The sequence below is a fragment of the Pseudoxanthomonas jiangsuensis genome, from assembly GCF_010093185.1.
Taxonomy (GTDB): domain Bacteria; phylum Pseudomonadota; class Gammaproteobacteria; order Xanthomonadales; family Xanthomonadaceae; genus Pseudoxanthomonas; species Pseudoxanthomonas jiangsuensis.
This window is the reverse complement of record NZ_PDWL01000088.1, coordinates 1-734: the sequence shown is the minus strand read 5'-3', so window position 1 is coordinate 734 and position 734 is coordinate 1. Positions and strand designations below refer to the sequence as shown.

At 70.0% G+C, this 734-nt stretch carries 1 pseudogene; it reads left to right on the top strand.

The window, feature by feature from the left end:
• A pseudogene (locus CSC62_RS17395) lies at nt 1-669 on the top strand (hypothetical protein); the annotation flags it as partial.
• Nucleotides 670-734: the final 65 nt, after the last annotated feature.

Here is a 734-nt window from a genome sequence, read left to right as displayed (position 1 = left end):
TTGGTGCGGAGCCTGGAACAACGGCGAGGCTCGCTGTGGATGCGGATTAGCCGCAACGTCATCGTGGCCGGCTATGCCCTGGACAAGGCGCTGACGCGGGTGCGCGCTCTACGCAAGGACGGCGCCGAATCACTGTTGGCCATGTCCGTCGCCCTGCTCTACCTGGCCGACGTGCGCACCGGGTTTGTGGGCAAGCCGCGCCAGGGCGGCGGCCCCTGGCAGCGATATACCCTCAGAGACCTCGCCCAGCTCGCCTATGGCGCACAGACCGGCGCCGAGCTGGAACGCGCCAAACGCTCGATCGACATGATGGTGAGCCTTGGCTGGGCATTCCCCACCAAGCAGGTGCGCCGGCACACCAAAGACGCCGAAGGCCGCGACGGGTGGTGCAGCGAGCCGGGCGTGCGCCGGCTCAACTTCCAACGGCTGTGCGACATGGCCGGCACAAGCTGGTTACTCAAGCGCGACCGCAAGCACGCTGACCAGGCGCGTGGGACCGGTGTTGCGTCCTTCGCCCAGGCGCACGCACGCCGGCAGTCGCCCCAGGACGCGGGCACTCCGCCGCGCACGGGCGCTGCCCGCCCTGCGGCGCACCGAGCCACGGGCGACCCGCCAGGCGGCGCGCAGAGTGCCGTGCAGCACATCCCCGACATCCTCGCCCTTTTCAAATGGCCGTCCCCGGCAGGCTCGCCCCGGCCCGATGCCGCAAAAACAGCCGCACACGCCGGCAAATC